The following is a 23,755-nucleotide window of genomic DNA, read 5'->3' on the forward strand; positions in this document are numbered from 1 at the left end:
TCAGTATAGTCAGCGCTTTAGTTAGCTGCCCAGTTTCTCTAAAGTTTGTTTAGTTTTTTTTGTCTTTTGCAGCCAGGATTTTGCTTTAAAAAGCAGCTTGGCTGAGATCAGAATGCTCCTTGTAAGAGAAGCGATCGCCCTTTTTCTCCATATCAAAAAAGCGATCGCCAAACCAGTTGACGCGATCGCTCAAATACGGTAACGTCTCTATCTAATGCAGGGCAACAGTCCTAACCGCTTCTGCATCATCCGTCCCGAAAACTAGCTGCGCGGCTCAAAGTTGCTGGCACAACTCCGAACCGCTAACCGACCAGACTGATAAGTCCAGTCCGGCAGGCTGAGGTGAATTTTAACAGTTCTCTAGCCGCCCTGACTTGCTTTGCGCTGGCACGGGGCGGCTAGTTTTTGGGTTTTCTACCCATCGCTCAGGCGCGGCGCTGTCGCGTCTCAAAGCGCAATGGGTAAATTTCACCAACCCAAACACTCGGAGAAACCCATGTTTCAAGAATCTGGCTTTACCCAGCCCAACTCCTCCCACAGCTTTGCCGCCGCCAACGACGGACGCGAACCCATTCGCCACATCCTCATCGGCACAGCCCCCCTCGTCAAACGCACCATCTACCAGCTTCACCAAGCCCGCTACGCCGAAGCCGTCCGCTGGACGCACCCGATTGAAATCCCCGAAAATCGCGTCATTTTAACCCCCAATCCAGGTGAAGTGATGGGTTTTTTAGTCAAGCTGGTGCGGCTAGAATAAGCCACCGCCGCAGGCTTGGTATAGCAATAGCCATCCGCCTTGAAACACCTCAATGGCCGAAAACCGCTGACAGAAAAGCTTTTCTTCAGCCCTCATGGCGATAGCATTGCCCAAAAATATAGGGGCGGGCACAGCCCACCCCTAAACGGGTTAAAGCAAAAAAATCGACAGGCGATCGCGCTGCTTTAGGTTCCGGCTGTCCAGGAATTAATATAAACTTCCTGCTCCGGCGTGAGATCATCTACCTGAATTCCCATCGCCTGTAGCTTAAGCCGCGCAATCTCTTTATCAACCGCCTCAGGAATAGCATGCAAACCTGGCTCTAGACGACCCTGATTTTTCACCAAATGCTCACACGCCAACGCCTGGTTCGCAAAGCTCATATCCATCACAGCGCTAGGATGACCCTCAGCCGCCGCGAGATTGATCAAACGGCCTTCGCCCAGCACAATAACCGACTTACCACTGTGCAGAAAATACTGCTGAGTAAAGTTGCGTACCTGCTTCACCTCAGTAGACATCTCTTTGAGAGCCTTCAGATCAATCTCAATATCAAAGTGACCAGAGTTGCAAACAATAGCCCCCTCCTTCATCACCTCAAAATGTTCCTGCCGGATCACATGCTTATTGCCCGTCACCGTAATAAACAGATCCCCCTGCGGAGCCGCTTCAGCCATCGGCATCACCCGAAAGCCATCCATCACCGCTTCAATCGCCCGTACCGGGTCAATTTCCGTCACAATCACGTTAGCACCCAGCCCCCGTGCCCGCAGCGCCGTGCCCTTGCCACACCAGCCATAACCCGCCACGACGATATTTTTGCCCGCCAGCAAAATGTTAGTTGCTCGGATAATGCCATCTAAGGTCGATTGGCCTGTGCCATAGCGGTTGTCAAAAAAGTGCTTGGTATCAGCATCGTTGACATTCATCGCCGGAAAAGACAGCACCCCGTCTTTAAACATGGCTCGTAAACGCACAATGCCCGTAGTGGTTTCTTCGGTAGTGCCAATAATGTCAGCCAGTTGCGACTGGCGCTCTTTTACCAGCGTTGCCACTACATCACTACCATCGTCAATGATGATGTTAGGACGATGATCAAGCGCGGTTTCAACGTGGCGGTGGTAGGTGTCGTTATCTTCCCCTTTAATTGCAAACACCGGGATGCCGTAGTCGGCTACCAGGCTAGCTGCCACATCATCCTGCGTCGAAAGCGGGTTGCTGGCAATTAAAAGCGCATCTGCGCCACCATTTTTCAGCGCGATCGCCAAATGCGCCGTTTCAGTAGTGACATGGCAGCAAGCGGCAATGCGAATGCCAGCTAAGGGCTTTTCTTGAGCAAAGCGATCTTGAATTTGTCTGAGTACGGGCATTTCTCGCCCTGCCCATTCGATGCGCTGTTTGCCTTGAGCCGCTAGTGAAATGTCTTTAATATCGTACTTTTGCTGTATCGGTGTTGCAGTCATGAGCCTTTTAGATGATGGATGAGTCTGAACCTTCGGTCAGTTTCCCTAGCTTAACCAAAAGTCCCCCCCAGAGAAACAAAAGTGCGTGCGCAAAAGCCCCCCCTGCGCACGCCCTTCTGTTTTAGGTTATTACCGAGAAAAAGCGGAGAATACAGTAGCTATTTCTCAGGTTTTAGGTATTGGGTTCGGCTCGTACCGCGTCTGCCCCATCGACTTTCATCGCCACTTCTTTTGCTTTAGCCAGCACCGACTCAGCATCCGGGTTGTACTTCAGCACCACCGTACTGCCTTCTTGCGCTACCCACAGACCGACGTTGTCAGAAATATCTGCATCATCAAACGCTTTGGCAACCCGCTTGGCCAGACCGCTTTCATCAAATTTGCCATCAAGCCCCACCTTTTCGGGCGGAATAGCGTTGTCTTTAGCGGCTCTTTTAACTTCTACCTTAGGAGCAGCCTTTGCTTTCTCCTCTTCTTTTTTGCCGAATAGCTTACCTAGAAAACCCATACATTTCGCTCCTATAGAACGCTAAGAATAGACTGAGTATTTTCCCGAAACAAAGGTATTTTACATAGCGTTTTCTCAAAATTGACAACGCCATCGTGCTGATATTGCGCTAAAAACAAACGGCTCAGTATCTATCCTGAGACAGGAAACTGGCGATCGCGAACCTCTTGGCAAAACTGCTGCGCGGCAGAAACAGCCTGTTGTCGCAGGTTGGCATAAGATTTGGCAAAAGGAGGCTGCCAGTCCGACAGACCCAAAACATCTGCCGTCACCAGCACTTGCCCGTCACAGTGAGCGCCCGCGCCAATGCCAATGGTTGGAATCGTCAGCGTTTGAGAAATTTTTGCCGCCAGAGCTGAGGGAATATGCTCTAGCACCAGGCTAAAGGCACCCGCTTGTTCAACGGCGATCGCTTCTTGCAAAATCCGTTCGGCCTCGGCTGGCGACTTACCCTGCTGGCGAAACCCACCAAACTGATTTACCGACTGCGGCGTTAGCCCCACATGCCCCATCACCGGAATGCCTGCTTGCACCAAAGCCTGAATCGTTTGCGCCATCGCCGCATGTCCCCCTTCCAGCTTGACTGCCTGCGCCCCGCCTTCTTTGAGCGCTCGTCCGGCTGAGGCCATCGCTTGCGGCAAACTCACCTGATAGCTCAAAAACGGCAGATCAGCCACAATCAAAGACTGTTTAGCCCCCCGCTGCACTGCTTTCGTGTGGTGCAGCATTTCTTCCAGCGTCAGCGGCAAAGTTGTTTCGTACCCCAAAACCGTCATCGCTAGCGAATCACCCACCAGCACAATGTCAGCCCCGGCCTGCTCGACAATACGCGCAGACGTATAATCCCAGGCGGTCAAAACGGCGATCGCCCGTCCTTCTTGCTTCCATCGCACAAATTGATGAACGTTGACAGCCATAGCCTGCAAGTTCTGAATATGGTTGTCAGGATAGCAGATGGGGGCAAGAGAAAGCGCAACGCGCTGAGTCTACTAGAGATAACCAGGCCAAGCACCAGAGCGATCGCGTCAGTTGATTACCAGTTGTCTTTATTTTTCGCCCTTGGCCGTCGCGGCTAGAGCCGCCGCCTTAAGAGTGATGGCCGTCGCTTTGCGACGCTAAAAGCGGCTTTGAGGGCAAGCGCACAAAAGTGAGCGATCTGAGGAATTTTCGTCGGCCAAGGGCATTGCCGGAAGCCCCTGTCAGGATACAATTAAACGTTGGCTATTGATGTCGTTTGCTGTCTCGGAAGTCGCTCCATGATTCGTGAAATTTTTATGCCCGCCCTCAGCTCGACGATGACTGAAGGCAAAATTGTTTCCTGGGAGAAGCAAGAAGGGGACAAAGTTGAGAAAGGCGAAACTGTCGTGGTGGTTGAGTCAGATAAAGCTGACATGGATGTAGAGTCTTTCTATGAAGGCTATTTAGCCAGCATTGTCGTAGCTGCTGGCGATGTCGCCGCTGTCGGAAACGCGATCGCTTTACTGGCAGAGTCTGAAGCCGAAATCGAAGCCGCTAAACAGCAAGCCGCCGCCACCACGGCAGCGACGCCAGCTAGTTCCCCCGCTACCCCCGAACCTGCTGCCGCCGCCACATCAGAAGCAGAAGTCGCCGTAGCCGCCCAAAATGGAGCCAGCTCCGAAACACCGAAAAAACGCGATCGCCTGGTGGTTTCACCTCGCGCCCGCAAGCTAGCCAAAGAACTCAAAGTCGATCTCAACACGCTAGAAGGCACTGGCCCCCACGGACGAATCGTGGCTCAAGATGTTGAAGCTGCCACGGGCAAAACGCCTACCGCCGCTGCCGTTCCGGCTCCCCCAGTCGCCCCCCCAGCCGCGCCCACACCGCATATTGCCGCCCCCGCTGCTGCCGCCCCCGCTCCCCAACCCGCCGCCCAAGCGGCTGTGCCCGGACAGGCGGTTCCCCTCAACACGCTGCAACAGGCCGTTGTCCGCAATATGGTCGCCAGTTTGCAGGTGCCCATTTACCACGTTGGCTACACCATCACAACCGATCCTCTAGACCAGCTTTACAAGCAAATCAAGTCTAAAGGGGTCACCATGACCGGGCTGCTGGCCAAAGCCGTCGCTGTCACCCTGCAAAAGCACCCGTTGCTCAATGCCAGCTACGCAGACAATGCCATTCAATATCGCAGCAGCATCAACGTCGCCGTTGCAGTGGCTATGCCCGATGGGGGCCTGATTACCCCTGTTTTGCGCGGCGCAGACCAAATGGATATTTATTCACTTTCCCGCGCTTGGAAAGACCTGGTCAATCGTGCCCGTTCTAAACAGCTACAGCCGGAAGAGTACAATTCTGGCACCTTTACGTTGTCCAACCTGGGCATGTTTGGCGTCGATCGCTTTGATGCTATTTTGCCACCGGGGCAAGGCGCGATTCTGGCAATTGGGGGAGCCAGCCCTCAGGTCGTCGCCACCGAAAACGGCTTATTTGGCGTTAAGCGACAGATGCAGGTCAACATCACCTGCGATCACCGCATCATCTACGGTGCAGACGCAGCCGCCTTCCTGCGAGATTTGGCTCAGCTCATTGAAAACGAGTCCCACTCGCTAACGCTTTAAGCAGATGTTTGAAAAGACATCTGCTGCGGAGCAAAACGGCTGAGATCCCCCTTAAATCTCCCTTAAAAAGGGGGACTTCCGAGCCGATTCCCCGTTTAAGCGGCACTAAGGGGGGATCGATGAGTGCCTAAACTCGCAACTATTAGCTTTTCAAACACCCTCTAAATTAAGCCGATAGAGCAGCCGATAGCGCAATAAGTCCAGCCGCCAGCGCTGGCAAACAGGCGTTGGGGCAGGGATTGCCCTGCCCCGGCTGGTTTTATAGCCTCAGACAGGCAGGGCTGCGGTGAATCGGAATTTGAATATGAAACTCGGTGCCCATGCCGGGTTGAGAATAGCACTCTAGCTTGCCCCCATGATCCACAACGATGGTTTGCTGGCTAATGGCTAGCCCCAACCCCGTGCCTCGACCAATGGGCTTGGTCGTAAAAAAGGGATCATAAAGGCGATCGCGTAAGTGAGCCGCAATTCCTGGCCCGGTATCTGAAATGACGATTTTGACCCACTGGCTGTCTACCTGCGTGGTGCAAATGCGGATCATTGATAGCTTAGGCGATCTGAGGGTAGTCGGGGCGATCGCTGCGGGCGATAACGCTTCAGCATGGGCGATCGCAGGTAGCTGATGGCTCAGCATCTCCTCTTCCAACGCCTCAATTGCATTGGTTAGCAGGTTCATAATTACCTGGTTGAGCTTGCTGGGGTAGCACTCAACGAGCGGTAGTGCCCCATACGCTTTCACCACCTCAATCGGGGGTGCTTCGGGATGTCTCTGCAACCGATGGCGCAAAATCAGCAAGGCATTGTCAATCCCTTCGTGAATGTCTACCGTCTTTAGCTCAGCCTCATCTAGGCGGACAAAATTGCGCAGCGATAAAATCGTTTTTTGAATGCGTTTGGCACCCACCTTCATTGAGCGCAACAGCTTAGTCATATCCATTGACAAAAACTCTAAGTCAATGGCAGCCTCCAAAGCCTGAATTTCTGGAACAGGCTGCGGATAGTGCTGGCGGTAACAGTTCAAAAGCTGCATCAAATCGCGGCTGAAATGGGCGAAATGAACCAGGTTGCCCAAAATAAAGCTCACCGGATTGTTAATTTCGTGGGCAATCCCAGCCGCTAGCTGCCCCAAGCTAGATAGTTTTTCCTGCTGAGCTAGCTGAGTATGAGCCACTTGCAGTTCATGCAGTAGCTGGCTGAGGTCAGCAGATTGCTGTTGCGTTTTGGCCAGCAACTCAGCTTGCTGAATGGCAACGCTCAGGTGCGTGGCAATATGAGAGACAAACTCAATTTCAGCCTGCTGCCATTTGCGCGGCTCAGAACATTGATGCACACACAACAGCCCCCACAAGTTCTCACCTTCTAGCAGGGGCAGCAAAAGATTAGCCCGCACCTGAAACTGCTCTAAAACTTGTAGGTGGCAGTGGCTCAAACCTGCCGCATAAATATCGTTAATGGCCTGAATACGCCCCTGCTGGTATTGATTGGCATAGTCGCTGCCAAAACAGCGATCGCGCACCCGCTTAGCCAAAACCGCGTCAAACTGCGGAGCCACATCTTCGGCAATAAACTCACCATCTCCCCAACCGCTAGCCGGATTGAGCCGCACAATGCCTACCCGATCAGCTTTAAGTAGCTGGCGCACTTCAATCGCCGTCGTGGTCAAAATCGTGTTCAAGTCTAGGGACTGGTGAACTTTGGTAACCACGTTCAACAGTGCCGCCTGAGCCTCAATACTTTGACAATGATTTTTGAGATACGTCTGAGTGTTAAAAATCATACTTTTAAGCAAAGCTTTTTATCCGCAGGTTTTTTTATAAAAAGGGGCGTATCAAATATCAAAATAAGGGCCGCTTTTAAGACTTTCTTCAGAAATTGCCCATTTTGAAACAGTAATCGGGAAATTTGAAAAGCAACGCAATGAATTGACATCTAGGTTTACAAAGCATGCCTTGTCAGTCGCCCTAAACCGCGCCGTCGGGGCTGCCACTTGCTCAGCTAGCAGACGAGCCATTTTCTCTACTTCACCGGTAGATGCTTGTTTCACTAAGTATTTATTCTCAGCATTTTATTGTGACGAGTGCTTATTCTCACGCGTAGTGAAAAAATGAAAGCTGTCTATCAACGCGGTCGATGGTCGATCGCTGTTTTAGCCGCTAGGTTGAGAAAACCGTTTTATCAGGTTTCAAGTGATGTCACAGTCACCTTCTCGTTTGCAGCCAACCGTTCGGACTCAGCTTAAGCGCCTACCCAAGCGTGGCCGCTATGAAACTGAGCAAATTTATCAAATTTTGGATGAAGCGCTGGTTTGCCATGTAGGCTTTGCCGTCGAAGGACAACCCTATGTGATTCCCACCGCTTTTGGGCGCATCGGCGATCGCCTGTATCTACACGGTTCTCCCGCTAGCCGCCTGCTGCGATCGCTCCAGGCAGGCATTGAAGTGTGCGTTACCGTGACGTTGCTCGATGGCTTAGTGCTGGCGCGATCGGCGTTTCATCACTCTATGAACTATCGGTCGGTGGTGGTATTTGGCACCGCTACGGTGGTCGAGCCTATAGCTGAAAAGGTCATTGCCCTCAAAGCCTTTACCGATCAGGTAGTGCCGGGACGTTGGGACGAGTTGCGATCGCCCACCGAAGCCGAATTAAACGGCACGCTGGTATTGTCAATACCGCTGAGTGAAGCCTCCGCTAAGGTGCGAAGCGGGCCACCAATTGACGATCCGGCAGATTATGCTTTGCCCATTTGGGCCGGAGAAATTCCGCTGCGTCTGACGGCTCAATCACCGATTGCCGATCCGCAGTTGGCGACTGCTAGCGTCATCCCTGACTCAGTGCAAAATTACCAGAGGGGTTAGTCTGAGGGCAGACCTTTTTCCATTCGACTCAATATTATGGGCTACCCCCTTATCCATCAGCTCACTGAAGCGCAGATTCAAGACCTGCACAGACTGTATCAAACCGTTTGGTGGGCTAAAGGGCGATCGCTAGCCGATACCCGCCAGCTAGTTCACAACACAGATATCGTGCTGGGTTTGTGTGAACCTGACAGTACGACGCTAATCGGCTTTAGCCGGGTTCTAACCGACTATCTATTTCGGGCGGTAATTTTAGATGTGATGGTAGCGGCTGGCTACCAAGGACAAGGGCTAGGCCGAGCCTTGCTAGAAGCCATTGTCAACCATCCCGAACTGGCCCAGGTGGAATCGTTTAGCTTATTCTGCACGCCAGAAATGGTGCCCTTCTACCAGAAGTGGGGATTTACCGACCATCTAACGCAAAAACTGATGCAGCGATCGCACTATGAGCGCCGCCCTTGCCAACCGTGAAACTCAACCATTTGATTCTGGCTATTTTAACGACCGCCCTTTGGGGATTGACCTTTGTAGTCATCAAGCTGGGGCTAGGCGAATTCCCACCGCTGCTATTTGCCGCTTTGCGCTTTGTGGTCGTGGCTTTGCCGGCTGTGTTTTTGGTCAAGCGGCAAGGCATCGCCTGGAAATGGATTATCGCCATTGGCCTGACCATGGGGGTTTTGCAGTTTGGCCTGCTGTACATCGGTATGTACAACGGTATGCCCGCTGGCTTGTCTTCGCTGGTCTTGCAATCTCAGGCCATTTTTACCCTGTTGCTGGCCGCTGTCATGCTCAAAGATCGTCCCACCCGACAGCAGTGGCTAGGTATGGGGGTTAGTCTGAGCGGTATGGGGGCGATCGCCTTTGAAAGCTTTGCCCAAGCCCGTCTGGTAGGGTTGCTGCTGGTATTGGGAGCCAGTTTAGCCTGGGCCAGCGGTAACATTACCTTAAAGCTAGCCAATGTGGCCAATGGGTTTCGGCTGTTTATCTGGATGGCGATCGTGCCACCCCTGCCGCTATTGGGGCTGTCGCTTTGGTTTGAAACCGGGCAGTGGGAAGCGTTGCGACAGCTCAATGGGCTAGGCATTGGGGCTTTGCTGTATACGGGGCTAATTTCGTCGATGTTGTGTTTTGGGTTTTGGGGCTACTTGATGCAGCGCTATTCCCCTAACGTCGTTGCCCCTTTTTCGCTGCTGGTTCCTGTATTTGGCCTGCTGTTTTCTGCCCTACTGCTAGGGGATAGTTTAGGCCAGTTAGAGCTGATAGGGGGACTGCTGGTTTTTGCTGGGCTGGCGCTTATTGTTTTAGCTCCCCGTGCTGCCAGCTTCAAACCCCAGGGCTAGATCTATCGCTAAAGGCAGCGAAAGGTAAACGCAGCGGGCAGAAGCAAAGCTTTGTTGTCTAGGGGCTTGTGGCTATTTGATTGTCTCAACGTGGGCAGTGACCGCTATAAGCCTTGAAAACCAAGAAAATCTACTAAGTTTCTAAAATGCTCTGGCTAATGCGATCGGCAACTTTTTCACTACTCCAGTAGCTATTGTGGGCATTACCGCCGTTGATAATAGCAAGAATAGACTGCTGAAACAGTCGGCCAATCTGGTTGAGAAAGCCAGAACCTGGAATTAGCACATCTTGAATCATAACGGCGTGGGCTTCGCGATCAATGAGCCGTCGAATCACTTTTTCCAGCGGCCAAGCGACCGGATCGCCGGGATGAATAAAGTTGCACCAGGGTAGTTTGCGATCGAGATGGGATAAAAGGCCGTCAAACCCAGAGCTAAGATCGTGAGAGCTACCCTCTTCGTGGTTTTGCCCGGTGATGGTAATCAAGCTAAATAGGGCAATCGGAGATCCCATCGTGTGAATACTGCGCAAGCAAATGCCCGCTGCTTGATCCGGCGGTAGGCCAAAAATTCCCTGACGAATTAGCTCCACGCTACGTCGCCCAGACTCTGGCACTTCCGCCTGTAGCCAGCGGTTGGCAAACAGCACATCAAATAAAATTACCGTGCCCCAACTGTGGGTAATCAAATGCAGGCGATCGCTGGGCTGATAGCCTTGCAAACCCGCGATCGCCTGCTGAGCTAGCTGATTGACGGCTAGAGAACCGACATGGCGGCTAATATAAAGAGCGGCATCGCCTGCAAACGGAATGAGCTGACCTTGACGAAACTCTCGGAACCAGAGTTTGTTCCACACCGAAGAACTTTGCAAATAGCTGCGCAGTTCAGTCAAAGAATTACGATTGACGTTGCCCCAATACAAAGGAACTTTTTTTAACTGCCGGGTCGGGTCGTGCGCCTGCACTTTTTGACTAATCAGACTAAAAAGCCGATCGGCATACGTATAATTTTTCAGCTCTTCGTTGCGGGCTGACTCACGGACATTCACCCCATGAACAAACACTAAATAATCAGTCGCCATCGCTCATAACCGCTGGTGATAACCTGGCTAAAATCGCCCGGAAGTGGCTAAATTCTGCCATACAACGCTCGTCTACTGGCGATCGCTTAACTGTTATTGATATAGCGATCGCCACTAGGATTGAGGCATCGATAGCTTTAGCCACCCGCTTTGAGACACTGCAATGGCTCAAAGCAGCCTGAAAATTACCTCCCAAAACGCTGCGCCAATCCCCTGCAAATCTGCGGTTTTTCGCGGTTTTTCTAAGCAATATCTGGCGGCACGTTATTGGCTTTTTGCACAGCCTGCTGTAGCTGAGCCTGAAGAATCGTTTGAATATCTTGCCGACGCACTTCTACCGCTCGCCGCAGGCTACCAGGATTTTCAAAGAAAATAACACTATCAACCGATCGCATCGACAACATGCGAAACAAAATTTGGGTAACCGGAATGGGCAGCGCCATCACCTGAGGATCTTTAATAGACTGCGGCCCCAAGGCGACATCTTGCAGCGTTGGATAAGCATAAATTACGTTTTTGCGCAGGTCAGCTTGGTTGCGGTTAGCCACCGTTGTCATCACCCACCCCTGGTCTAAGGTTTGCAAAATGTAGTATTGCAAATGCTGGAGCTGCGCGGCGAGAGACTTAAGCGCTGGGGCGATCGCTTCAACCGCCGCCCCTGTGGATCCATCTTTAGGCGCTTCCTGAATAAGCGCTTGAATTTGCTGATCAAGGTTCATGGTCATAGTGAGCGCATCGTCTTATTGAAAGGGTAAACGGAGTCAGCTTATCGTCGAATAGCGCTCTAAAAGCATTGATTATGGATGATTAACGGGTGAATTCACAGCACCCTGCTTGAAGTCAGAGTTTTTACGGATAGGCCATGTCGTCATCGTGACCACAACTTTACTAATATTTCAGGAACTCACAAATAAGCTTTCTCGCTATTGTAGTAGAGGCTACTCGATTTGCCATATTGACTAGCCTGGGTGCAGCTTCCAACTTTACAACCAGACCAGATAAGCTAGCTTGATTAACGCTAGTTCTTCTAGTCTAATCCGCGATTTCCCGGAGGAAATTGTGGGTATGCTAAGGTTTGAACGACCGCATAACCATCGGGGTAGGAATCTTAACGGAGTGGACTCACTCTTTCAGTTTTTGCTTACAGAGCTTCAGCAAGCCACCCAGTCTTCTGCACAGACCTGTCAGCCCGTTGCTGAGCGACTTAGCCAAGAAATTTCGCGTATTTGTCGTGAAAGTACGCGCATTCAAAATTCGGGCGAAGTTGAGAATTGGGCTTTAACCCTAGCGCGGCATCGTCTGAGTCAGTGCCTAAAGTACTATCGACTGGGATCACGCCAAGGGCGCATTGAACTGCACAGTACGCTAAGTGCGATCGTCTATCGCTACATTTCTCCGCCTCAGGTACAGTCTAGCTATCAAGCCCGACTAGGACTGATCGAAGACTTTTTGCAAGGCTTTTATGTCGAAGCCATCAATGCCTTCCGCCGCGAAAATCAGTTGTCGGTTGCCTATCAGCCTAAAACGCGCCTGCAGCTTTCAGAGTACATGGCTTTTACCGAGCGCTATGCCAAGCGACGTATCCCGCTGCCAGGACGACGCAGCCAGCAATTGATCATTTTGCGGGCGCAAACTTTTTCCAAGCAGCAACCGCCTGAAACCCTAGTTGACATCGAGCAAGCAACGGAAGGGGGTAGCCACGACGATGACCAAACCTGGAGCAATACCCCTACTCAGCGTTTGCGAGAGCAAATGGTGGCGCAAAGCGAAGAAGAACCCGAAGATTCTCTGCGTAGCCGGGTGATTGAAGCGCTGCTATCTTATCTCAAAGAGCGTGAGCAAGAAGACTGTGCCGACTATTTCACGCTACGTCTGCTAGATTTGCCCACTCAGGAAATCGAATCGCTACTCAACCTGACGCCGCGCCAGCGAGATTACTTACAGCAGCGGTTTAAATATCACCTGCTGCGATTTGCCCTCAGCCATCATTGGGAGCTAGTACACGATTGGCTCGAAGCCGACTTAGAGCGCAATTTGGGGCTAACGCCTCAGCAGTGGCAGAGCCTGCAAGACAACATCAATCAAAAGCAAACCAAGCTGCTACACCTGAAAAAAGAAGGCATAGCCGACGCCGAAATCGCTAGAGTTTTAGGACTGACTTCTACGCAACTACAAAAACAGTGGACTAAGCTACTAGAAAAAGCCTGGGAAATGCGCAACCCTTGAATTTTGAAATTATCCGGACTGGGAGTATCTGCCTATGAAGAGTGACTCAGAAATCATACGGAGCTTGCTCTTGTGGCTCTTAGTCGAGCCTAGCCCAACAACCTCCTCACCATCAGGGATCGATTCTAAAGTACGGGAAGATTCAAGGGCACCAAATACTGATGAGTTGCGAACTGATGCCTCCCAGTTGGCATGGGATTCTCTTAATGCTGAATCTGTTAGCTCGTCTGCGGCTGAGCTGGCAAGCTCTGATATTTCTTCACTGCGTTTATCGGATATAGCTGAAATGGGAGATATACCCGCTGTGCAAGATCGTTTTCAGGCGTTGTTAAAACGTCGCCTCCAAGTTGAAATAGAAAGTCGCCCCCCGCTGTTTCCCTGGGAAACTGAAATTCAAGAATATCCCGTTGAAGCGCTGAGCTCTTTAGGCGAGTCTTCAGTCTGGCTCAAGCAGTTGCAAAATTTAGACTTGCCTGCCACTTTACCGGAAGAAGTTCTCACAGCGCTGCTGCAACAGTGTCAGGCGATCGCTCAGTCTTCACTCAAGCAGGGCGTTAAGTTAATTCGAGCGGTTGAGCAGTTGTTTCCAGAGCAGCCTCAAACACTCGATCGCATTGCAGGTATGGTACTGGCCAATGCTGGTGCGGTGCGCTCGACAGCAACTGCGCCGCGACTGGTGCAGTTGGCGCAAGGGTATGAGGCGGCCAATCCTCAGCAAAAAATTGCCCTGTCAATGCTGGCAGCCCAAGACATTCTCAATACCCTAAGTCTTACGGTTTCGGCGCAACAGCCGCAGCAATCGTGCCAATGGCTCACCGAAATTGGCCAGGTGCAAATCACAGTTGGCTATAGTACTGAGCCAGCAGCCCAGCTTACCGTACAGGCTGAATTACCCTGCGGCGGTCAGATCCAAATCGGGGGGGCTGATTCTGACTGCTCAGCTCAGCGATCGCAAGCCGGATCCCTTAACCTCACCTTAGCCAATCCTCAGATCAACCAGCGCTATCAGCTTTGTGTTTGGGTTGAAGCCTCCGAAGAACCCCTTGTGTTTAGCCTGCAGCTTATCGATGAAACAGCGGGCTAGGATAGGAATGCTGTTATTCCTGCCTTAATTCATGTCGTCGGGTTTTTCCCAGCCAACGCCTAAACGATCACTTTTACAGCAGTGGCGGCAGCGAGTGTCTGCGCTTCCTCAGCCTCAGGCTGAGGAGTCTATTGTGCTACGGGTATTGATTCAGGTTTTGGTGACAATAGGCATTACTTCCGTTGCGGTAGCCGCCGCAGGGGTCACCCAAACTTCGAGTTTTAACCTGCTAGCCATTCCTCTCAGTGCGGTAGGAGCCTATTGGAGCTGGCGCAGACGCCGCCAAAAAAATATCGCAACTAAGTTTTGCATTGCCATCGGCATGCTGTTAGCGCTGGCGTTTTTCTTTTCACGGCTGCTAGGCAGCCCCGGCGATACGCGAATTATTCTGGCAGAACTGCTGATTCACCTGCAGGTGTTGCACAGTTTTGATTTACCCCGACGCAAAGATTTAGGCTATTCCATGATTATTGGCCTCATCTTGATTGGGGTAGCCGGAACGGTTAGTCAAACGCTGGCATTTGGGCCGCTGTTGCTGCTGTTTTGTTTGGTAGCGCTGCCCGTTTTAGCGTTGGACTATCAGTCTCAGTTGGGGCTGTTGCGCCACGGCTGGCATAGCTTTAAGGCGGGGGTTTCACTGCGCCAGCTATGGGGATTAACGTTTATTGTCTTGGCGCTAGGACTGATCATTTTTGCGCTGCTACCTCGGCTACCGGGCTACCAGATTCGTAGTTTTCCGATTAGCTCAACGGTCGAGTTTGACGGTGAATTTAACGGCAATTTAATTGTTAACCCTGGTTATGTTAGTCAGGGAGAAGGCACAGAAGGTAACGGCAGCAGCGAATCGGGGGGTGACTTTAGTGCCGGACAAACCGCCGCTTCTGGCCCCGGTGAGCTAGACGATACCTACTACTACGGCTTCAATCAAACGATGAATCAAAACCTGCGAGGCCGTCTGACGCCGCAGGTAGTCATGCGGGTTCGATCGCAGGCAGAAGGATTTTGGCGCGTTTTGGCTTTTGATCGCTATACGGGTCAGGGATGGGAAATTAGCCGAGATGATGAAGCTGAAACCCTGCAACGTTCGAGCTTTGCGTTTCAAACTTATATACCCCGTTTGCGCTCTCTAGCTCGCGATCGCGAAATTATTCAAACCTATACCATCACCGCTACGCTACCCAACCTGATTCCTGCGCTCTATCAGCCCGAAGAGCTTTATTTTCCTACAGCAGAGGTAGCTATTGACCCAGAAGGCAGTTTGCGATCGCCTGTTAGCCTAGAAGAAGGCATGACCTATACGGTTGTCTCCGAGGTACCTTATCGCGATCGCACTCTGCTGGGTCAAGCTAAAACCCAGTATGAGGATAGCTACCGTCAGTACTATTTGCAGGTACCTGAGCCAATTCGGGCGCGAGTCAGGCAGCAAACAGAGGCGCTGTTGGCTCGATCCCCCAATCCACTCAACAATCCCTACGAAAAAGCCCTTTTCTTGGCTCAGGCGCTCAAGCAAAATTACTCTGTTCAGCCCGAATTACCGTTTTTTGAAGCCGACGAAGATCTGGTTGAAGCCTTTTTATTTGATTACGAAGGTGGCTACCCTGACCACTTTTCAACCGTGTTGACGGTGATGCTTCGTTCAGTTGGCATTCCGGCTCGCCTGGTGGCTGGGTTCGGGCCGGGTGAGTTCAATCCTTTTACCGGGTTTTATGTCGTCCAAAATACCGATGCCTACGCCATGACCGAGGTGTATTTCCCTGACTATGGCTGGTATGCTTTTGATCCCATTCCGGGGCACCCGCTAATTCCGCCGTCAATTGAAGATTCTCAGGTCTTTAGTGCCCTCCGTCGGTTTTGGAACTGGGTGGCTGGGTGGCTACCGTCGCCAGTGGCCGGGTGGCTCAATGGTGTTTTTGCAACCATCGGTAGGCTGGTGGCGCGTAGCTTAAATCTGCTATCTGGTTTATTTCGCCAGGGCTGGGTTGGCCTCTTTCTGGCGATCGCCTTGTTGCTGAGCCTGGGTTTTGTCGGTTGGCTCAGCTGGCGCGGCTGGCGTAGCTGGCGACGGCAACGCTGGCTGCAAAAACTACCGCTGATGGAAAGCCTCTACCAGCAAATGGTTGATTGGCTGACGCAGCAAGGCTACCCAAAAACGGTGGCTCAAACCCCACTCGAATATGTTCAAAGTTTGGGCGATCGCCCCGATCCGCAACGCGCTCAAATTATCCAGGAAATTTCTCAAGCCTATGTCCGCTGGCGCTACGGCCAAGAAAGCCAAAATGAGGCGTACTTAAGCGATCGGCTCAAGCGCCTACAAAAGCCTCAACGTCCGCGCCAGACCCAGTAACCCTTAGCCTCCCTCCCCAAGATTGGCTAAGATACGCTTGGCTTAGGCTTTCTAGCTTGACTTCACCTGCCACCAAACCCCAATCATTGATGGCTGTAGCCACTCAGGGGAGACGCTGCAATGGCTGCAAGCCGCTGACAAAAAGCGATCCTTCTGCCCTCAACCCTCTGCTTTTAGCCATTTCAGCCTGACTTGAAGCCGACAAAGTTAAGTTTGTATGCTGTATACAACGAGATATCACCGTAGCCCCTAGAGTTATAGCTGTAGCCACCTGCGTTGAGACACTCAAATAGCCGCAAGCCCCTAGACAGCAAAGCTTTGCTTCTGCCCGCTGCCTTTTGCTTTTAGCTATATTCGTTTGGGCGATCGCTCACAACTCACCGCTTTTCAGGAGAATTGACCTTGGTTCCGCTAGCTAAATCTCTGCAGCGCCGTAAGTCTCTCTACGAGCAAACCTATGAGGCGCTGCGCCAGAGCATTTTGGAGGGAATGCTGGCTCCTGGCGATCGCTTAATAGAAACTCAAATTGCCCAACAGCTTCAGGTTAGTCGTACCCCCATTCGCGAAGCCCTGCGCCAGCTCCAGCAAGAAGAACTGGTCACTGCTGACGCCAATGGCTGGCTACGAGTCGCAACCGTTTCTGCTAGCGAAGCCGTTCATCTATACAACTGTCGTATGGCGCTAGAAACCCTATCGGTCAGCGAAGCCTGCAATCAGGCAACCCCCACCCAGCTTGAACAACTTGCCCTCTGTGTGGCTGAAGCGGAAGCGCTAGCCCAGCGATCGCCTCAGTCTGATTTAGGCCAGCAATTGCTAGCACTAGACTATCGCTTTCACCATCTGATTGCTGAGAGTTCCGGCAATCAGTGTTTAGTGTCTTTGCTGGAGCAGGTGTTTAGCAAAATGATGCTGCTGCGTCTGCAAACCACCCGGCAAAACCCTAACGTGCTAGAAGTAAGAAAAGAACATCAAGACATTTACCAAGCGATCGCCCAGCAAGACCCCGAAACGGCGATCGCAGCCATCACATCTCACCTCACCGCCAGCAAAGAACGGGTGGTGAAAGAGCTAGCCCAAATTCACGGCAATCCTCTCTGATGAATCCGAATGAAGCGTTAACGTGTCCAGCCGCGTCGATCTTGAGGTGGCTGAAGCTGCTGGCGGTAAAGGTGGCGGTGCAAAATTTCTAAGCGCCCGCCTGATTCTTGAATAAACGCCCGCTGGCGGCGATAAAGACCTTGAAAAAGATTGGCAAACAGCAGCGTCACAATCGCCACAACCAACCCGGCTGCTGTTGAAATCAGCGCTTCGCCAATGCCAGAAGTGACCCCCACTGACTCAACGCCGCCCACGTCGCCGAGCCGCAGCGAGGCAAAAGCCTCAATCAGCCCTAGCACTGTCCCCAGCAAACCCAGCAGCGGGGCTACGCCAATAATAGTTTCAAAAACTGTGTTGAATCGCTTGAGCAGGGGCAATTCCGCCTGAGCCGCCGTTTCTAAAGCCAGCCGAAAATCTTCTGGCGTTGCCTGAGCCGAACTAAGCGCAGCTAAAAAAATTCGGGCAAGGGGCAAATCGGCATTTTGCTTCAGCTTGCTTACAGCCGCCTGAATATTTTGGGGATAGGCTTTTAACACAGCCCTGACCACTGCTTCCTGACGCTGTAGTAAGCGCCACCAAAACCAGCAGCGCTCCAAAATTAAGACAGTTGCCAACAGAGAAAAAACCAGCAGGGGCCAGATAACAACCCCACCCAGGGCCAGCAGCCGAAAAAAGGGCATAAGCAGATGCGACGCAACTAGCGAGTTCCGGGAAAATGCTCGACTTGTGCATATCCGCTAAAAACCAAATCCGAACCTTTGGTTTCCAGACGATTGACCCGCAGCATCACCCCGTCTAAGTTAAAGCGCTCTAAATCTACCATACCGTTGAGCACCTTAATAAAGCCCTGAGTCAAAACCTTAGAAAGACCCTGAACTTCGCTCGGTACCTCACCTGGCTCAAATTGGGCGTTAGCAAACAAAATACGTCGTCGCTTTTCGACTGTAACCTGAGCTGACAGGCTAATTGGCACATCTTTGCGGTTGGGTAGATCGGTTAAAGCCCAGATTTCCACCTGCTGATTGGGTTTGAGCTTCAGCCGCACATCGCGAAAAGAAACGGGTTCTCCGCCCGATAAATTGGTGATCTCCTCATGGGTAACGTTGGTTAGCTGCTTTTGCACCAGTTCAGCCTCGAAGGCTCGATTAATCGCTGCTTCAGAAAGAACGACTTGAGCGATCGCTTGTGTGGGTTGCCGCAGGCGAATTTTCCCCCCCAGCAAAGCCCCAACGTCAATAGCCACAGCGTCTGTCTCGAAAGACATTTCTTTCGTCTCAAACTCACGCCGAATCACCAGCCCTTTACCCTGCATCTTAAAGCTGTCAATACTGCCTTGCAGCAGCTTGCTAGCGGGAGAGCAGCGAATTTCCACCTCAACTGTGTCACTAGAAGTGAACAGATGGCGGATGGACTGGCTGGCAACGGAATTGAGCATCCGTTCGCCGAAGTCAGCGTTAGGAGATTGGTTGAACCCAGTCAAACCGCCAAGCATCCTTTACGAGCACCTATGGATGTATCACCTTATTTGTAACAAAATGTGAAGCGATTTGACAAAGATCTGGTTGTTTAAATTCCCTTATGACTTTCATCATACCTCTCTTTCAAAGGGTCAGAAGCTAAGGCTGGCATGAATTTGTGGGTTTGGAGGATAGCGGCTAACTTAACCTGTCGCTCCAGCAAGCAAGCATGACCGCTATGGGGCAAAACCACCATTTGAGCGTGGGGGATAGCACGCTGCAGTTTTTCTGCTTCTGTAATTGAGGGTAGCAGGCGATCGGCGCGGCTAGCCAGTAGCAGCGTCGGCTGGTGTAATTGTCTCAGCCGTGTCCAGTTGGGTCTGAACGTGTTGAGCAGTTTGAGCCGCCAACGGGCGCTGGTTTGCGTGACGGCTTGCATAGCAGCTAATAAAGCCTGAGAGTTGTGTACTTCAATGCGATCGAACGCCGCCAAAAAAGGTAAAAGGCCAAACGCTGAAATGTAGTACAGGTAGTAGGGTAAGGGGGGTAAAAGTTCAGCTCCCCAGCCCATTAACAAGTGATTGCTAAAGGAAGAAGCGGGGTTGATCAAAATCAAACGCTCAAAAAGATGGGGATAGTCTGCGGCAATTTGTAAAGCCAAACACCCGCCAAAAGACTCCCCACACAAATAAATAGATCGTTCAAAGAGATTGGCTTGCTTGACGAGGTCAATGGTTATGCGAGCCAGCGTCGGCCAATCTGAGTGATCATCGGGTGGCAAGGTTAAACAGCGAATATCAAAGTGGGCTTGTAAACCAGCCAGTTGAGGTCTTAAAGAGATCTCAGTACCATCCATACCAGGTAAAAAAAGCAGTACGGGCAGATGGGGACGCGCAGCGGTAAGCCGTAGCAGGCAAATTTTAGACTTAGTTGACGGCATGAAGGGTGAAACTCAAGACTCCCGGTGGGTAAGCCCAAGAGGGGTTAGTTAATTTAGTTAATAATGCCCTTGCTGCAAAAGCTGGGCGATCGCCTGTTGGCAGTCGGTGGTCAAAGCCTCAACTATCTCACCCGCCTGCTTACCCCGGTATTGCTGACGCTGGATGGGCGTCACCTTGATAGGCTTGCCAACCCATACATCTACCCGATTGTAGATCACCACTGGATGAAACCCTGGCTGATCAAACAAAGGCTCTGATGGGTCAAACCAGCCGAACAGCCGCAATGGGATAGGTGAAATAAAGCCTGGTTCATCGGCTGCGATCGCCACAGGTAACACCACTAAATCTGCGATCGGAGCGCGTAGCGCTAAATGCGCAAACCCCCGCTGAAACGGATACACCTGGCGAGGATGGCCGATTTCTACCATGGGTCGGGTTCCTTCTGGAAAAATTCCTACAGACTGCTGGCTTTGGAGCAAACGAACCGACTGCCGAAAAAAGCTCGACTGGCGCTGCTTAGATTCAGCTAGGGGAAATCCGCCTAATTGCTCAACCAATTCCCGCAAAAGAGGAACTTGCCCCATGTAGTGATGACAGGCAAATCGAATTGGCCGCTGTAGGGCTTGCATCAAAACCGGGGCATCTAAGAAGCTCCGGTGGTTGCTGATCACGATCGCCTGAGTTGCTGGCAGGCGGGCAAAATAGTGCGTCTTAATTTGGGTACCAAATAGCGTCAACAGGCTATGAGAAAGTGCTAAAGGACTCTCCAGCATAATTAGCGGCATTAAGATAAACGATGAGGCATCAGTCTAGAGGCAGATATCTATCCATTCTCTGCATAGATGGCGGGATTAAATCCCTAAAACCCAACAGAAAAATTTTGATTAAGCTTAAATTAAAGCTGTTCTCCTGATATAAGTTCAGACTTCCCAGCTCTATCATAGTGAGTTCTTCCGGAGACAAAATTATTTGCTAGCCTCAGTGTTTTTTGCAGTCAACGAGTAGCGATCAAGACTTTCTGGCTCAGAATGGGGCTAAAGCTCAGAAGCGATCGCCGCGCTGGAGTGATTCTCTCTAGCGACCCCAATTTGCGGCATCTGGATAATCAGCTAGCGAGTGCCGTCGTTAAATTGATCACCTTTTAACCCCAAAATAGCTGTCTCAACAACCGACAAATTTTATACAGAAAAATAAAGGCTACTCATAATCACACGGTCGAGAAGTCGCTTTTGTCCATTGCTCAAGGACAGCCCTTGCAAACGGAAATTTCTATTTATAGAGAACTGTTAACACTTGTCGATAAGGTATTCGATACGAGCCAACTGAGTTCGCCTTTCGGTTTCATAGATATGAGACATCAGGGTTTAGAGCTAAATCTATTGAAAGCCTGAGAGAAGCTAAAGATTAACCGACATCTGCGTTTTCTGCAGGCATACTAGAAATAGATTCTTGACTGCTTTATCAAACTGGAATTTTGTTATTTCTTCAGGATGTAGACTTGCTTTATTTTGATTCACTCAATTTTTCAGGCTGTTAAAGCCTAATTTGGGCTGATAAGTAGCCCTTATCCTACGCTATGCCTGACTCATTTATGAGTATTGATTAATTTGCTTTTTTGGATCCATAAAAATCGGATATAAAACCCATGCTTAACCATCCTTCAAGCTTTGAACACGAAACTCTCTTCACGCCCGAACAGGTACTTGAGAACAGAGGCCGAGTTGCCATTTTTATTGATGGTTCTAACCTTTTCTATGCAGCGCTTCAGTTAGGGATTGAAATTGACTACACCAAATTACTTTGTCGTTTGACGGCTGGCTCTCGCCTGCTGCGCTCTTTCTTTTATACGGGCGTCGATCGCACCAATGAAAAGCAACAGGGCTTCTTGCTATGGATGCGGCGAAACGGCTATCGGGTTATTTCTAAAGATCTGGTGCAGTTGCCTGATGGCTCCAAAAAAGCCAATCTGGACGTTGAAATCGCTGTAGATATGATGGCGCTGGTAGGCGCTTACGATACGGCAGTTTTGGTCAGTGGCGATGGCGATCTAGCCTATGCCGTAGATGCGGCGAGCTATCGAGGGGTACGAGTTGAGGTGGTTAGCTTGCGCTCGATGACCAGTGACAGCCTGATTAATGTTTCCGATCGCTATATCGATTTAGATACGATCAAAGACGACATCAAAAAAACGCCGCGCAGCCATCCTTACACCTATCGTCCCCTCTCCAGCATTGGCTTTCCCGATGACGAAGACCATCATCCTGAAATGGGCTAAGCGCAAGCGGCTGCCTTAACTCGGCAGGCTAAGCGTCGGGTTGCTGGCCGCAAGCAGACTCAAAGTTGCTAGGATTTGAGGGGCTTAGTCTGCCTGCGATCGCTGATGGAGTGATTCAGTATGGGAAAGTGGTATCGTCTAGCCGGAATTGTAGTGCTGATTGCGGTGATTTTAGGCGGTGTGCGAGCCTGCCAGCTAATCAATCAGCAGCCCATTACAGAAGCCGGAAACACAGCCGATGAAACGGCAGAACCGGGGTTGACCCTCAAAGACGTCACGCTAGAGCAGCCAGACGAAGACGGCAACTTGTTATGGCGAGTTCACGCCGACGAAGTTACCTATAGCCCTGACCAAAAAGTCGCCACGGTGATCAATCCAGATGGTGAACTCTTTCAAGATGGTGAAGTCATTTACCGCGTAAAAGCCGATCGCGGTGAAGTGCGGCAAGATGGTCAATCCATTTTTCTGAAAAACAATATCGTAGCCACGGGCGTTCAAAACAAAGTGGTTTTGAAAGGGCAGGAGCTAGAGTGGCAGCCGGAAGAAGATTTGATGGTGGTGCGCAACCAAATTACAGGCACCCATCCCCAACTGAAAGCCTCCGCTCAAGAAGCGAGGGTATATAACCGCGAACGGCGTTTAGAGCTGAGTAAAAATGTTGTTGCCAGCACCACAGAAGCCCCCTTTTTGCGAATGGCGGCAGAAGAGCTAACCTGGCTCATTGACGCGCAGAGGGTCGAGAGCGATCGCCCCATTCAGGTAGAGCAGCTAAAAAATGACCAGGTCAGCGATCGGGTAACGGGGCAGCAGGGCGAAGTTGATCTGGCCAAAAAGGTGGTGAAACTGACGGAAGATGTCAAGCTAGAACTGCTAGAACTGCCGCTAGAAATTTTTAGTCAGGTGGCTGTGTGGAACGTCGAGCAAGCGCAAGTAGTCGTTCCTGACGCTTTACAAGCCAACCAACCTGAGCAAAAAGTTCAAATTTCAGCCAATCGTGGCGAACTCAACCTCAATCAGCAAGTCGTTTATTTAACTCAGGGCGTCAATGTGGTTGAAGGCCAGCAATCTCAGCTACAGGCCGATAGCCTGACTTGGAACTTAGAATCTCAGCAAGTTGTCGCTGAAGGCAACGTCAACTACCGCCAAAGCGACCCGCCTGTGCAGGTGCAAGGCCCCCGTGCTGTAGGGCAGTTGGATGAAGAAACTGTCGTCATCAGCGGCGGACGGGTAGTGACTGAAATTACACCTTGACCGAGAGTTGCTGATAGCAATGATAGGCAGCTTCGGCCATCAGCGCTGAGAGGTCGCTCTGGCCTCGGCGGTGATAAAAATCTGCCAGAGCATTAAAAAACTGGAAATCACTGACGCCTGATCCTTCTAGCTGAAGTACAGCTCGTTGAGTAGCCGCAAAAGCTTGGCGATCAGACAAACCATTTTGGCTGGCTGCTGGCGGCGTCTCAGAGTTGAGCGTAAAATCAGGTTGCATCCGTTTTTAAGCTAAAGTTTTTGCTGCCGCTACGTTAGCGCGATCGCCGCTCGGTCAACGTCCATCATCAGTCAGAAATAGCAAAAAGGAGCCAACAGCCTGAAACGGATAGCTATAGCCACCAAAATTAAGCTGCTTAAATGGCTGAAAGCCCCCGACAGAAACCCTTTTGCCCTCTGCGCTCTAATACAATTCTTCAAAAAAAGGGTACAGATGAGAATGACGAAACGTATGCAGAGCAAAGACTGTTCAATTCAAAAT

Annotated in this window: 25 protein-coding genes; 11 read left to right on the top strand and 14 right to left on the bottom strand. The window is 51.1% G+C overall.

The annotated features are described in order from the left end of the window. The first annotated feature begins 496 nt into the window (after positions 1 to 496). Complete coding sequence (locus ACTS3T_RS23255) at positions 497 to 757, top strand: hypothetical protein (RefSeq protein ID WP_377960188.1); 261 nt, start codon at positions 497 to 499, stop codon at positions 755 to 757. Here the strand turns inward: ACTS3T_RS23255 and ACTS3T_RS23260 are convergent. The 4 genes from ACTS3T_RS23260 to panB all read right to left on the bottom strand — a co-directional run bounded on the left by ACTS3T_RS23260 (position 749) and on the right by panB (position 3,645). Next, positions 749 to 889 (bottom strand): hypothetical protein, encoded by a 141-nt coding sequence (locus ACTS3T_RS23260; protein WP_377960190.1) that lies wholly within the window; start codon positions 887 to 889, stop codon positions 749 to 751. The genes ACTS3T_RS23255 and ACTS3T_RS23260 overlap by 9 nt on opposite strands. Before the next feature lie 53 nt (positions 890 to 942). Next, entirely contained in the window at positions 943 to 2,220 is a 1,278-nt protein-coding gene (ahcY, locus tag ACTS3T_RS23265) for an adenosylhomocysteinase (RefSeq protein WP_377960192.1), read from the bottom strand. A 172-nt stretch (positions 2,221 to 2,392) separates the two neighbouring features. Next, positions 2,393 to 2,728 carry a hypothetical protein gene (locus ACTS3T_RS23270; RefSeq protein ID WP_377960194.1) on the bottom strand — a complete coding sequence of 112 codons (336 nt, stop codon included), beginning with the start codon at positions 2,726 to 2,728 and terminating at the stop codon, positions 2,393 to 2,395. 131 nt (positions 2,729 to 2,859) lie between these two features. Beyond that, positions 2,860 to 3,645 (bottom strand): 3-methyl-2-oxobutanoate hydroxymethyltransferase, encoded by a 786-nt coding sequence (panB, locus tag ACTS3T_RS23275; protein ID WP_377960196.1) that lies wholly within the window; start codon positions 3,643 to 3,645, stop codon positions 2,860 to 2,862. Between the two features lie 339 nt (positions 3,646 to 3,984). Between panB and ACTS3T_RS23280 the strand changes: the two genes are divergently transcribed. Next, positions 3,985 to 5,307 (top strand): dihydrolipoamide acetyltransferase family protein, encoded by a 1,323-nt coding sequence (locus ACTS3T_RS23280; RefSeq protein WP_377960198.1) that lies wholly within the window; start codon positions 3,985 to 3,987, stop codon positions 5,305 to 5,307. A gap of 259 nt (positions 5,308 to 5,566) precedes the next feature. On the opposite strand, the gene ACTS3T_RS23285 is transcribed toward ACTS3T_RS23280, so the two are convergent. Together ACTS3T_RS23285 and ACTS3T_RS23290 are read right to left on the bottom strand one after the other, a co-directional pair. Beyond that, positions 5,567 to 7,084 carry a sensor histidine kinase gene (locus ACTS3T_RS23285; RefSeq protein WP_377960200.1) on the bottom strand — a complete coding sequence of 506 codons (1,518 nt, stop codon included), beginning with the start codon at positions 7,082 to 7,084 and terminating at the stop codon, positions 5,567 to 5,569. A gap of 51 nt (positions 7,085 to 7,135) precedes the next feature. Beyond that, positions 7,136 to 7,351, bottom strand: a complete 216-nt coding sequence (locus tag ACTS3T_RS23290) for a hypothetical protein (RefSeq protein WP_377960202.1) — start codon at positions 7,349 to 7,351, stop codon at positions 7,136 to 7,138. A gap of 145 nt (positions 7,352 to 7,496) precedes the next feature. Here ACTS3T_RS23290 and ACTS3T_RS23295 point away from each other — a divergent pair, with 145 nt between their 5' ends. From ACTS3T_RS23295 to ACTS3T_RS23305, 3 genes are read left to right on the top strand one after another with little or no spacing between them, the layout of a single operon-like run. Beyond that, positions 7,497 to 8,162, top strand: a complete 666-nt coding sequence (locus ACTS3T_RS23295; protein ID WP_377960204.1) for a pyridoxamine 5'-phosphate oxidase family protein — start codon at positions 7,497 to 7,499, stop codon at positions 8,160 to 8,162. A 36-nt stretch (positions 8,163 to 8,198) separates the two neighbouring features. Beyond that, positions 8,199 to 8,633: a GNAT family N-acetyltransferase gene (locus tag ACTS3T_RS23300; protein WP_377960206.1), complete on the top strand. Its 435-nt coding sequence runs from the start codon at positions 8,199 to 8,201 to the stop codon at positions 8,631 to 8,633. Further along, positions 8,630 to 9,502: an EamA family transporter gene (locus tag ACTS3T_RS23305; RefSeq protein WP_377960240.1), complete on the top strand. Its 873-nt coding sequence runs from the start codon at positions 8,630 to 8,632 to the stop codon at positions 9,500 to 9,502. Before ACTS3T_RS23300 ends, ACTS3T_RS23305 begins: the two co-directional genes overlap by 4 nt. Positions 9,503 to 9,635: 133 nt before the next feature. Here the strand turns inward: ACTS3T_RS23305 and ACTS3T_RS23310 are convergent, their stop codons facing one another. From ACTS3T_RS23310 to ACTS3T_RS23320, 3 genes are all read right to left on the bottom strand, one after another. Then, on the bottom strand, positions 9,636 to 10,583 hold the full coding sequence (locus ACTS3T_RS23310) for a hypothetical protein (RefSeq protein ID WP_377960208.1): 948 nt from the start codon (positions 10,581 to 10,583) through the stop codon (positions 9,636 to 9,638). Next, positions 10,573 to 10,728 carry a hypothetical protein gene (locus ACTS3T_RS23315; protein WP_377960210.1) on the bottom strand — a complete coding sequence of 52 codons (156 nt, stop codon included), beginning with the start codon at positions 10,726 to 10,728 and terminating at the stop codon, positions 10,573 to 10,575. Before ACTS3T_RS23315 ends, ACTS3T_RS23310 begins: the two co-directional genes overlap by 11 nt. 97 nt (positions 10,729 to 10,825) lie before the next feature. Continuing rightward, positions 10,826 to 11,308: a hypothetical protein gene (locus tag ACTS3T_RS23320; protein ID WP_377960212.1), complete on the bottom strand. Its 483-nt coding sequence runs from the start codon at positions 11,306 to 11,308 to the stop codon at positions 10,826 to 10,828. 391 nt (positions 11,309 to 11,699) lie between these two features. Here ACTS3T_RS23320 and hetZ point away from each other — a divergent pair, with 391 nt between their 5' ends. The 4 genes from hetZ to ACTS3T_RS23340 all read left to right on the top strand — a co-directional run bounded on the left by hetZ (position 11,700) and on the right by ACTS3T_RS23340 (position 17,335). Beyond that, positions 11,700 to 12,809, top strand: coding sequence for a heterocyst differentiation protein HetZ (gene hetZ, locus ACTS3T_RS23325; protein ID WP_377960214.1), 1,110 nt, complete (start codon positions 11,700 to 11,702; stop codon positions 12,807 to 12,809). Between the two features lie 304 nt (positions 12,810 to 13,113). Then, entirely contained in the window at positions 13,114 to 13,893 is a 780-nt protein-coding gene (locus ACTS3T_RS23330) for a PatU (protein WP_377960216.1), read from the top strand. 31 nt (positions 13,894 to 13,924) lie between these two features. Continuing rightward, positions 13,925 to 16,237, top strand: coding sequence for a transglutaminase TgpA family protein (locus tag ACTS3T_RS23335; protein WP_377960218.1), 2,313 nt, complete (start codon positions 13,925 to 13,927; stop codon positions 16,235 to 16,237). A gap of 402 nt (positions 16,238 to 16,639) precedes the next feature. Further along, positions 16,640 to 17,335: a GntR family transcriptional regulator gene (locus ACTS3T_RS23340; protein WP_377960220.1), complete on the top strand. Its 696-nt coding sequence runs from the start codon at positions 16,640 to 16,642 to the stop codon at positions 17,333 to 17,335. A gap of 17 nt (positions 17,336 to 17,352) precedes the next feature. Here ACTS3T_RS23340 and ACTS3T_RS23345 read toward each other — a convergent pair whose 3' ends face one another. The 4 genes from ACTS3T_RS23345 to ACTS3T_RS23360 form a co-directional block, all read right to left on the bottom strand. Beyond that, on the bottom strand, positions 17,353 to 18,015 hold the full coding sequence (locus ACTS3T_RS23345; RefSeq protein WP_377960222.1) for a MotA/TolQ/ExbB proton channel family protein: 663 nt from the start codon (positions 18,013 to 18,015) through the stop codon (positions 17,353 to 17,355). A gap of 17 nt (positions 18,016 to 18,032) precedes the next feature. After that, positions 18,033 to 18,815, bottom strand: a complete 783-nt coding sequence (locus ACTS3T_RS23350) for an LmeA family phospholipid-binding protein (RefSeq protein ID WP_462935812.1) — start codon at positions 18,813 to 18,815, stop codon at positions 18,033 to 18,035. An 86-nt stretch (positions 18,816 to 18,901) separates the two neighbouring features. Beyond that, positions 18,902 to 19,732, bottom strand: coding sequence for an alpha/beta fold hydrolase (locus tag ACTS3T_RS23355; protein ID WP_377960226.1), 831 nt, complete (start codon positions 19,730 to 19,732; stop codon positions 18,902 to 18,904). A gap of 57 nt (positions 19,733 to 19,789) precedes the next feature. Then, the gene (locus ACTS3T_RS23360) at positions 19,790 to 20,509 is read right to left on the bottom strand and encodes a lysophospholipid acyltransferase family protein (RefSeq protein ID WP_377960242.1); all 720 of its coding nucleotides are present in this window, start codon (positions 20,507 to 20,509) and stop codon (positions 19,790 to 19,792) included. A gap of 869 nt (positions 20,510 to 21,378) precedes the next feature. Between ACTS3T_RS23360 and ACTS3T_RS23365 the strand changes: the two genes are divergently transcribed. Together ACTS3T_RS23365 and lptC are read left to right on the top strand one after the other, a co-directional pair. Next, a complete protein-coding gene (locus ACTS3T_RS23365; protein ID WP_377960228.1) occupies positions 21,379 to 22,008 on the top strand; it encodes a LabA-like NYN domain-containing protein in 630 nt (209 codons plus the stop codon). A 120-nt stretch (positions 22,009 to 22,128) separates the two neighbouring features. Further along, positions 22,129 to 23,259 (top strand): LPS export ABC transporter periplasmic protein LptC, encoded by a 1,131-nt coding sequence (lptC, locus tag ACTS3T_RS23370; RefSeq protein ID WP_377960230.1) that lies wholly within the window; start codon positions 22,129 to 22,131, stop codon positions 23,257 to 23,259. Here lptC and ACTS3T_RS23375 read toward each other — a convergent pair. Further along, positions 23,249 to 23,494, bottom strand: a complete 246-nt coding sequence (locus ACTS3T_RS23375) for a hypothetical protein (protein WP_377960232.1) — start codon at positions 23,492 to 23,494, stop codon at positions 23,249 to 23,251. The two genes, lptC and ACTS3T_RS23375, sit on opposite strands and share 11 nt — an antisense overlap. Positions 23,495 to 23,755: the final 261 nt, after the last annotated feature.

Source organism: Almyronema sp., assembly GCF_052168255.1.
GTDB classification, from domain to species: Bacteria; Cyanobacteriota; Cyanobacteriia; order Phormidesmidales; family Phormidesmidaceae; genus Sphaerothrix; species Sphaerothrix epifaneia.

Coding starts and splice junctions, on each gene's coding strand:
- ACTS3T_RS23285 (WP_377960200.1), bottom strand. CDS start 7,084: ATGATTTTTAACACTCAGACGTATCTCAAAAATCATTGTCAAAGTATT.
- lptC (WP_377960230.1), top strand. CDS start 22,129: ATGGGAAAGTGGTATCGTCTAGCCGGAATTGTAGTGCTGATTGCGGTG.
- ACTS3T_RS23335 (WP_377960218.1), top strand. CDS start 13,925: ATGTCGTCGGGTTTTTCCCAGCCAACGCCTAAACGATCACTTTTACAG.
- panB (WP_377960196.1), bottom strand. CDS start 3,645: ATGGCTGTCAACGTTCATCAATTTGTGCGATGGAAGCAAGAAGGACGG.
- ahcY (WP_377960192.1), bottom strand. CDS start 2,220: ATGACTGCAACACCGATACAGCAAAAGTACGATATTAAAGACATTTCA.
- ACTS3T_RS23345 (WP_377960222.1), bottom strand. CDS start 18,015: ATGCCCTTTTTTCGGCTGCTGGCCCTGGGTGGGGTTGTTATCTGGCCC.
- ACTS3T_RS23295 (WP_377960204.1), top strand. CDS start 7,497: ATGTCACAGTCACCTTCTCGTTTGCAGCCAACCGTTCGGACTCAGCTT.
- ACTS3T_RS23280 (WP_377960198.1), top strand. CDS start 3,985: ATGATTCGTGAAATTTTTATGCCCGCCCTCAGCTCGACGATGACTGAA.
- ACTS3T_RS23365 (WP_377960228.1), top strand. CDS start 21,379: ATGCTTAACCATCCTTCAAGCTTTGAACACGAAACTCTCTTCACGCCC.
- ACTS3T_RS23300 (WP_377960206.1), top strand. CDS start 8,199: ATGGGCTACCCCCTTATCCATCAGCTCACTGAAGCGCAGATTCAAGAC.
- ACTS3T_RS23255 (WP_377960188.1), top strand. CDS start 497: ATGTTTCAAGAATCTGGCTTTACCCAGCCCAACTCCTCCCACAGCTTT.
- ACTS3T_RS23355 (WP_377960226.1), bottom strand. CDS start 19,732: ATGCCGTCAACTAAGTCTAAAATTTGCCTGCTACGGCTTACCGCTGCG.
- ACTS3T_RS23310 (WP_377960208.1), bottom strand. CDS start 10,583: ATGGCGACTGATTATTTAGTGTTTGTTCATGGGGTGAATGTCCGTGAG.
- ACTS3T_RS23270 (WP_377960194.1), bottom strand. CDS start 2,728: ATGGGTTTTCTAGGTAAGCTATTCGGCAAAAAAGAAGAGGAGAAAGCA.
- ACTS3T_RS23320 (WP_377960212.1), bottom strand. CDS start 11,308: ATGACCATGAACCTTGATCAGCAAATTCAAGCGCTTATTCAGGAAGCG.
- ACTS3T_RS23375 (WP_377960232.1), bottom strand. CDS start 23,494: ATGCAACCTGATTTTACGCTCAACTCTGAGACGCCGCCAGCAGCCAGC.